Source organism: Candidatus Aminicenantes bacterium (genome assembly GCA_011049425.1).
GTDB lineage: Bacteria > Acidobacteriota > Aminicenantia > UBA2199 > UBA2199 > UBA876.
The window spans coordinates 1-8,393 of sequence record DSBM01000062.1 but is presented as its reverse complement, the minus strand read 5'-3'; the positions used below and the strand labels follow the sequence as shown (position 1 = coordinate 8,393).

General features: G+C 59.1%; 5 protein-coding genes, 1 tRNA gene and 1 CRISPR repeat array. Of the genes, 1 reads left to right on the top strand and 5 read right to left on the bottom strand.

Annotated features, from left to right (window positions below; all coding sequences use genetic code 11):
- Positions 1-27: 27 nt before the first annotated feature.
- Positions 28-788: a CRISPR direct-repeat array (repeat unit 36 nt; unit sequence ATTGTAGCATTCCTTGGGTTGACAGGGAACTACAAC).
- A gap of 137 nt (positions 789-925) precedes the next feature.
- The 5 genes from ENN40_04535 to nhaC all read right to left on the bottom strand — a co-directional run bounded on the left by ENN40_04535 (position 926) and on the right by nhaC (position 6,560).
- Positions 926-998, bottom strand: a tRNA-Arg gene (locus tag ENN40_04535).
- A gap of 50 nt (positions 999-1,048) precedes the next feature.
- Positions 1,049-2,296, bottom strand: a complete 1,248-nt coding sequence (locus tag ENN40_04530; GenBank protein ID HDP94612.1) for a hypothetical protein — start codon at positions 2,294-2,296, stop codon at positions 1,049-1,051.
- A 56-nt stretch (positions 2,297-2,352) separates the two neighbouring features.
- Positions 2,353-3,321, bottom strand: a complete 969-nt coding sequence (locus tag ENN40_04525; GenBank protein ID HDP94611.1) for a pyridoxal-phosphate dependent enzyme — start codon at positions 3,319-3,321, stop codon at positions 2,353-2,355.
- Positions 3,322-3,543: 222 nt separating this feature from the next.
- On the bottom strand, positions 3,544-5,031 hold the full coding sequence (locus tag ENN40_04520; GenBank protein ID HDP94610.1) for a glutamine synthetase: 1,488 nt from the start codon (positions 5,029-5,031) through the stop codon (positions 3,544-3,546).
- Positions 5,032-5,117: 86 nt separating this feature from the next.
- Positions 5,118-6,560, bottom strand: a complete 1,443-nt coding sequence (gene nhaC, locus ENN40_04515) for a Na+/H+ antiporter NhaC (protein HDP94609.1) — start codon at positions 6,558-6,560, stop codon at positions 5,118-5,120.
- 195 nt (positions 6,561-6,755) lie between these two features.
- Between nhaC and ENN40_04510 the strand changes: the two genes are divergently transcribed.
- Positions 6,756-8,393, top strand: a 1,638-nt coding sequence (locus tag ENN40_04510; protein HDP94608.1) for a S46 family peptidase, incomplete at its 3' end; no start/stop codon positions are given.

The following is an 8,393-nucleotide window of genomic DNA, read 5'->3' as shown; positions in this document are numbered from 1 at the left end:
GAATTATATCGCAGCATCTCATCCATGATTGTAGCATTCCTTGGGTTGACAGGGAACTACAACACTACCCGATAAATAGCATTCCCGCTCCGGATTGTAGCATTCCTTGGGTTGACAGGGAACTACAACAAAAAAGCCGCGACCGGGGATGATAGGCTGATTGTAGCATTCCTTGGGTTGACAGGGAACTACAACATGGCGCGGGCTGGGATGCGGTTTTTGTCAATTGTAGCATTCCTTGGGTTGACAGGGAACTACAACAGTCGGGTGTGTCGGCGGAGTTGCTTTCCCATTGTAGCATTCCTTGGGTTGACAGGGAACTACAACCATCCGACGTTGCGTCATCGGTGAAGTGAATTGTAGCATTCCTTGGGTTGACAGGGAACTACAACTCATACCGATCCTCACCGACCGGATTGCTTATTGTAGCATTCCTTGGGTTGACAGGGAACTACAACCGACGGCGCGGTGGAGCCGGGAACTGCTGGATTGTAGCATTCCTTGGGTTGACAGGGAACTACAACTTCTTAAATCCCTTGGAAAGCCCCATGAGAATTGTAGCATTCCTTGGGTTGACAGGGAACTACAACTCTGCCAATACTCCATGACAACATGGACGGATTGTAGCATTCCTTGGGTTGACAGGGAACTACAACTGCCAATAATTTGACATTCCCTGTAAAAACATTGTAGCATTCCTTGGGTTGACAGGGAACTACAACCCGCAGGGCCTGCCGGAATCGCCGCCTTAAATTGTAGCATTCCTTGGGTTGACAGGGAACTACAACAATCGTTTATCTGGAAAAAAAAAGGGGGACGGTTCTTGACAATTTGACAATTCGGGACAATCAAATTCAATAGCACGACAACCGGTGCAGTAAGTTTTCGATGGGGGCGTCGGAATAAAGTTATTGATGGGGAGCCACGCGCCTGGCAGGATTCGAACCTGCGGCACTGGGATTAGGAATCCCAAGCTCTATCCTCTGAGCTACAGGCGCACGGTGCAGCCATTATAGCACCGGGAGGGTGAGGGGGCAACCATCCTCCCCTACTCAGCCAGGCGGCGCACCGCCCGCATCTGGCGGGGCAGGAGCATGAAGTTGGCGCACAGCCGGCCGGTGATGTAGGCAATGGCCGCGGCCGTGACGCCAACCATGTTTCCCGGGCCCACGGCGATTCCCAGAACCAGCAGGATCACGCCTATCTCGACTCCGGTTGCCAGGGTGATCGGGGCTGTCACGCGCGCGTTAACCAGGGAGCTGCGCTGAAACGACATCCAGACCGACAACGCGGGCATGACAACCAGGATGCGCAGGGGCGCGTAGGCAAAAACGGCCAGGTCGGGTTTCAGCCCGGCCACGTTTTCAAACCAGAGCCGGCCCACCGGGGTGAAGGCGAACAGGGCCAGGCCCAGGGTGACCACGGTGGCCATGCCCGCGGCAAAGCGGGCCAGGCGCTGGTAGTTGCGGCGGCTTTCCCTTTCCAGGGCGATGACGACTTCCTGGAAAGAGAGCCCCATGGCGCGGAACAGGAAAACCAGGGAGTTGACCACGGGCAATACCGCCAGGGATTCAATGGGAAAGCGCGAACGTCCCAGGAAAAAGGTCACCATGGGATGCACGCCCAGGGCCAAAAAAGAGGTCAGGGCCAGGGGAACGTAAAACTTCAGGATTTCGCGGTAGGCCGGAACCGCCGCCGCGATCCGGCGCGCCAGCAGGTCGGCGATCAGTGAACGGGCCATCCAGTGGCTGATGGCGGCTTCGGCCACCACGCCGGCGCTCAGGGCCGCGGCTCCCACCAGGGCGCCGGGCAGGCGCAGTCGAAAAAGCAGCAGGCCGGTCAAGGACATGGCCGCCAGGCGAACCACGGTGCCGTAGGCCACGCGGCGGGTGCGGTTGCCGCGGATCAGGATGCCCTGGTGAAAGCGCCGGTAGCCGATGGCCGCGGGCCAGGGGAGCAACAGCAACAGGGCCGGAGCGGTCAGTTTGCGCACCGGTTCGGTCAGGCCGATCAGGTCTTTCATAATGAAATCAAAAACCGGAGGAATCAGCAGCAACAGCAGCGCGGCGGTGACGCCGGCATTGAGCATGAAGGTGAATCGGCGCATGCGCCTGAAGGTGGGATTGTCGGTTACCAGCGCGGTGGAGGCGCTCATGAGCATGATCACCGGGGCTTCGGCGATCAGGGCGAACGCGTAAGCCACGCCGAAAGCGGCCAGGTTGAACTTGGCCTCGGGCAGGCGGGCGATCACGGCGGTCAGAAAAGGTTGCTCCACGGCCATGAGCAGCCAGGTCATGGCCAGGGGCAGCCAGAACAGAAGGATGCGGCGGGGAGTGAGTTCGAAGGCGGAATTCATGGCTGACTCATATCCGTGTTTCCCCCGGAAATCACCAGTACCACAGTCTTTCCGGCAACCATTTGCGGGTTTTTCATTATCGCCGCCACTGGCAGGGCCGCGGCCCCTTCCACCGCAAAGCCCGCAACCCGGCTGACCAGATCCATGGCATCCGCGATCTCTTTCTCGCTAACCCGGATCCAGGAGTCGACCAGGTCGCGACAGAGCGCAAAAGTGACTGAGTCCGCTTCAACGCCGCCCGCGGCCGCGGACGCCAGGGTGGGACGGGACGGTTGCTCCAGGATGCGCCCCGCCTCAACAGAGGCCGCCATTACGTCGCTGTTTTCGGGCTGACAACCGACGACGCGGGTGGAAGCGCCGCGGCCGCGGAACCAGCCGGCCACTCCCGCCACCAGCCCGCCCCCGCCCACGGGAACCATCACATAATCCGGAAATCCCAATTGGTTTTCCACTTCCAGGCCTACCCCCGCCTGGCCGGCGACCACCCGCAAGTCGTTGTAAGGGGGAAGGTATATGTACCCGGACTCGCGCGCGAGGTCCCGGGCCCGGGCTTCCGACTTGACCACGTCGTCTCCCCAGCTCACGAGCGTGGCTCCGGCTGCTTCCAGGTTACGGGCTTTGTGCCCGGATACGTTCTCGGGTACCACCACGGTAACCGGGACGCGCATGCGCTTGCCGGCCCAGGCCACGGCCAATCCATGATTGCCCGTGGACGCGGTCACCACCCCGGCGGGACGCTGTGAAAGCGCGCGCATAAATGACATGGCTCCGCGCGCCTTGAACGATCCTGTTGCCTGGCGGTTCTCCAGTTTCAGCCAACAGCGACAATCCGCTTCACGCCCAAGGGCGCCGCATGCCGTCAACGGCGTAACCAGGACTTGCGGCCGCACCCGAGACTCGGCCGCGAGGGCCTGCTCCAGTACATCCAGGGAACCGGGATGAATGTCCTTGTTCACGGCAACCATGGTTTTCCCATTTTACCCAGCCCGCCTTGCCTGTCAAGTTGAAGGGGTGTATATTTGCAGGCGAAATTTTGAAGAAAAACTCAATTGTGCGCCCGGCGGATCCGTCCCCACCTGGAGGAAACCGGCATGGTGGCGCAAAAGATCGAGGAACGGGTGGAGCGCTCCTGCCGGTCGATTCCCAAAGTCATGGACCTGCTGTTCCGCTGATATCTGCGCCGGTCTTCAGCCGCAGTGAAGAAAGCGGGAAACCAGTTTCTTCAACTCCTGCTCATTGCCGTAGAGTTTTTCACTCAAGCCCTTGTCGTCGTAGGCCTGCAGCTGGGCGGCCAGTTTATCGATCATGTCCGCGGGGAACACGCCGTCTTTTTCGTAGATTTCCCGCTGCGCCAGCAACCGCTGGGCGGCTTCGTAACAGGAAGCGGGCAGTTGCTCCAGGTCCGCGACTTTGCTGGCATCCGTAGACACGTAGAGTTTTTCAGCGATATTGAGCGCGTCCGGATTTTCCAGGCCCTGGCGCACGGCCACGGCCATGCCGGCCAGCAGCTGGTGAACGTTGGCGCTGCCGTCCGGGCTGCGCAATTCCACGGTCTGGTTGTCTCGCGTGGACTCGTCCCGGGCAGGCGGCTCCAGCGGATTGACGCGGCGAATCATGTCGCTTACGCCAAGCCAGCCCAGGGGAACCCGCACCAGCACGGAACGGTTGCGATCACCCCAGCAGATGGCCGTGGGCGCCTCCTGGTGCGGTACCAGGCGCAGAAAAGAGGTGGGCACCGTATTGCCGAAAGCGGTCAGTGACGGGGCCAGGGTCAGGAATCCGGCGATCATGCGCCGGGCATCGTCACTCAGGCGACCGTCCTGTACCATGACGCTTTCCCCGTTTCGCAACAGGCGGGTATGCACGTGCATGCCGCTGCCCGCGTGCCCCACGATGATCTTGGGCGCGAAACTGACTTCCAGGCCGTACTTGTAAGCGATCTCCCGGATCGCCCACTTGGCCAGAACCAGTTGATCGGCGGCAACCTCCACATCTTCGGGCAGAAACTCGATTTCATGCTGAACCATTTCCTGGTCGTCGTGGATGATATTTCCCACCTCGGCATGACCGTACTTGATGCTTCCCCCCATTTCACTGATCACTTTGAGCGCTTCGCGGCGCACGCAACCCCACTTGGAGAAGGGATGGGATTCATGGTAACCCTTCTGCTGCACGATGGGGTAAATGGAGTCGATTTCCGAAATCAGGTAATACTCCAGTTCGCCCATGGCCTGAAACGTTACGCCGGTCTTTTGTTTGAGCACGTCATGGGCACGGCGCACCAGGCTTTCCGGCGCGCTCTCCAGGGGTTCGCCGTTGCTGGTAAAATACGAGCAGAGCATATCGATGGTGGGAATTTCGTTGAAAGGATTGACAAAAGCCGTGCGGAAACGCGGCACCACGTAGAGGTCTGAAGAGGTGGCGCTGATATAGCTGAACAAACTGGAGCCGTCGACCCGTTCCCCGGTAGACAGCACGTGTTCCAGGTGGCGGCGGTTGTTGATCACGAAATTCAGGGTTTTGAGCCTGCCGTCTCCACCCACGTAACGGAAATTGATCTGGCGGATTCCCCGTTCTTCAATAAAGCGCACGATGTCCGCGCGGGAAAAATCGCGGGACGGCTTGTTTAAGTGACAAACAAGCTGGTTGGGATTGAGACTGACTTCTTTATCCATTTATTGTCCTCCTCGGTTTGGAGCTGTTGATCATGCCCCGGATGTCTGGTCGACTGTCTCCACTATAACCATTTTACGCGGCGGAATCAATGGGGCTGCGGCGGACCCTCGGGCTCTTCCTCTTTTTTTGCATCATCGGCCGGCGTCATGGTGATGCCGGTGTAGCCGTAAAAAATGGATACCAGGGGGTTGGCCAGGTTCATAAAAGCAAAAGGCAGGTAGTGCAACGGGTACACCCCCAGGGTGGCGAACATGAACGCGCCGCCGCTGTTCCATGGTATCAGGGAAGATGTAAGGGTGGCCGAATCTTCCAGGCAGCGGGAAAGGTTTTTGGGATGCAATCCCCGGGCTTCGAAAGCCTTCTTGAACATGCGTCCGGGAATAACGATGGCCATGTACTGGTCCGCGGCGATGGCGTTCATGCCGATGCAGGAGAGAACCGTGGTCAGGACCAGGCTTCCCGTGCTGCGGGCGAAGTACAGCAGCGCCCGGGCGATGGTATCGAGCATGCCCGATTTTTCCATGATGCCGCCGAAAGAGAGCGCGCACAGGATCAGGGCGACGGTACTCATCATGCTCTCCAGCCCGCCCCGGCTGAGGAGTTCGTCCACCATCCTGACCCCGGTATCGGCCACGTATCCGGAATGGGCGGCGGCAAATACGCGCGCCAGGCTCTGGTGCTGAAACACGATGGCGAACAGTCCCCCCAGGCAGGTTCCGCCGAAAAGAGCGGGCAAGGGGGGAATCTTCAACACCACCATGGCGATCACCAGCACCAGGGGCAGCAACAGCACCGGGTGGACAAAGAAACCCGCGTCGATGGCGGCCAGGATGCGCTCAATCTGGCCGCCCTGCAGTTCGCCGCCGGCAAACCGGGCTCCCAGCAAAGCGTAGAGTCCCAGGGCGATCAGATACCCCGGAGTGGTGGTGTATATCATGTGGCGGATGTGCGAAAACACGTCGGTACCCGCCACGGCCGGGGCCAGGTTGGTGGTATCGGAAAGGGGCGACATCTTGTCACCGAAGTAGGCTCCCGATATGATCGCCCCCGCCACCATGGGCGCCGGAATTCCCAGTCCCTGCCCCACCGCGATCAGGGCCACTCCCACGGTCCCGGCCGTGGACCAGGAGGAACCGGTACCCAGGGATACGATCGAACAGATCAGCAGGGTCGCCACCAGGAACACCGAGGGTGAAATCAGTTGCAGGCCGTAGTAAATCATGGAGGGAACAATCCCCGCCAGCATCCAGGTGCCGATCATGGTGCCGATCACCATGAGAATCAGGATGGCGCCCATGGCCAGGTGGATACCCAGCATCATGCCTTCGCGGACACGGTACCAGGAGTGCCCGTACACCGTGGCCACAACGGCCGCGACCGCGGTTGCGCAGATCAGGGGAATATGGGCATCCAGCTTGAACACGATAATGGTCACCGAGAGCATGGCCACCAGGAACACAACCGGAATCATGGCCACGGCAAGGGGAATGTTTCGCGGATCTCCGGAAACGCGATCTCTATCTTTCATGAAGCGGTACCTCCGGGAGGGAATCAGGGCCTGGACGATTTCGGATATTTGCCACACAGACCGTTATCATGCCTGGATTGTAGCGCACCGCCGACGCCAACTCAAACACGCAACCAAACCGATGTGAATCACGTATCAACATTACACGGCCCCCCGTCAGGGCGGCCTGAAATAATCTGTCCAAAAGGAGTCATCATGAAACGTGCATTGTGCATTCTGGTCCTGATGGGTTGCCTGGTTACCCATGCTGCGGCTGAAGAGGGCATGTGGCTGCTCAACCAGTTGCCCGGCCTGCAACTGGAAAAGCAGGGACTGAAAATCAGTGTTGCCGATATCTATTCGCCCGGCAAACCCTGCCTGGCCCGGGCGGTGGTGAAACTGGGAGCCACCGGAGAGATCGTCAGCCCAGAGGGATTGGTGTTGACCAACCACCACGTGGCTTTCGGCGCCGTGCAACGGGCCTCCACCAAGGGCACGGATTATATCACCAGTGGTTTCCTGGCGCGGACCCGGGCGGAAGAGATGGAAGCCCCGGGATATTCCGCCCGCATCCTGGAAAAAATGGAAGACGTGACCCGGCGCTTCAGGAAATTCAAAAAGATCGCGGATCCGGTCAAACGCGGCAAAGCCGAGAAACGGCTCATACGCAGCATCACGGACAAAATCGAAAAGGGACATCCCGACCTGGAAGCCCAGGTGGTTCCCATGTTCCGCGGTGAACAGTTCATGCTTTACGTCTACCGTCGTTTTGACGACGTGCGCGCGGTGTATGTTCCTCCCCAGTCGATCGGCAACTACGGGGGAGATATCGACAACTGGATGTGGCCCCGCCACACCGGCGATTTCTCTTTCCTGCGCATATACATGGCTCCGGACGGCAGCGGCCGCACATATCACAAAGACAACGTTCCCTATCGGCCCGCCACCTGGATCCGCGTGGCCAGAGAAGGCCTGAGCGAAGGAGATTTCACCTTTATCATGGGCTACCCCGGCCGCACCTACCGTTACCGCACTTCCCACGCGGTGCAGGATAATTTCGAACACGTATACCCGCGACTGATCCAACTCTACAAGGAAACCATCGAGTTGCTTGAGAGCTTCCAGGATGATTCCGTGGTGGCGCGCATGAAAGTGGCCGGATTCATCAAGGGACTCAACAACGGCATGAAAAACTACCAGGGAAATGTGGACGGCATGAAACGGGCCGGATTCCTGGAAAAAAAGCAGGCGTTCGAAGCGGAACTCCAGGAGTTTTTGAAAAAAGACCCCCGCCTGTGGAAACAATACGGCAACGTGCTGCCCGCAATCGGCGGGATTTACAAGGAAATGGCCGAAACCCGGGAGGCGGACAATGTCATCGCCATGGTGAACCGCCTGAGCGGAACCATGACTTCCCTGGCGATCAACGCCTATCGCACCGCGCGGGAACGGGAGAAACCCAAAGCGGAACGGGATCCCCTGTTTTCTGAAAGTGATGTCCGGCGCAGGGTCAAGCGCCTGCGTTTTTCCCTTATGAGTTTTTATGAACCCGCGGACAAGGCGCTGCTCAAGCGCCTGCTCATGAAGGCCGACCAGTTGCCCGCGGACGCCCGTATCCAGGCATTGGAACCCATTCTTAAAGACGGCGAAAAGGGGATTGGGGCATTCGTGGAAAAAGCCTACGCCGCCACCCGCCTGAAAGACCTGGAATTTATCCAATCCCTTTTCACCAAAACGGCCAAAGAGATCGAAGCCGTCAACGATCCCTTGTTGCAACTGGCGGCCCGCATGTATCCGGAAACGGAAGCGGCACGCAAGCGCAATGAACGGCTGAACGCGCGCCTGGAAGACCTG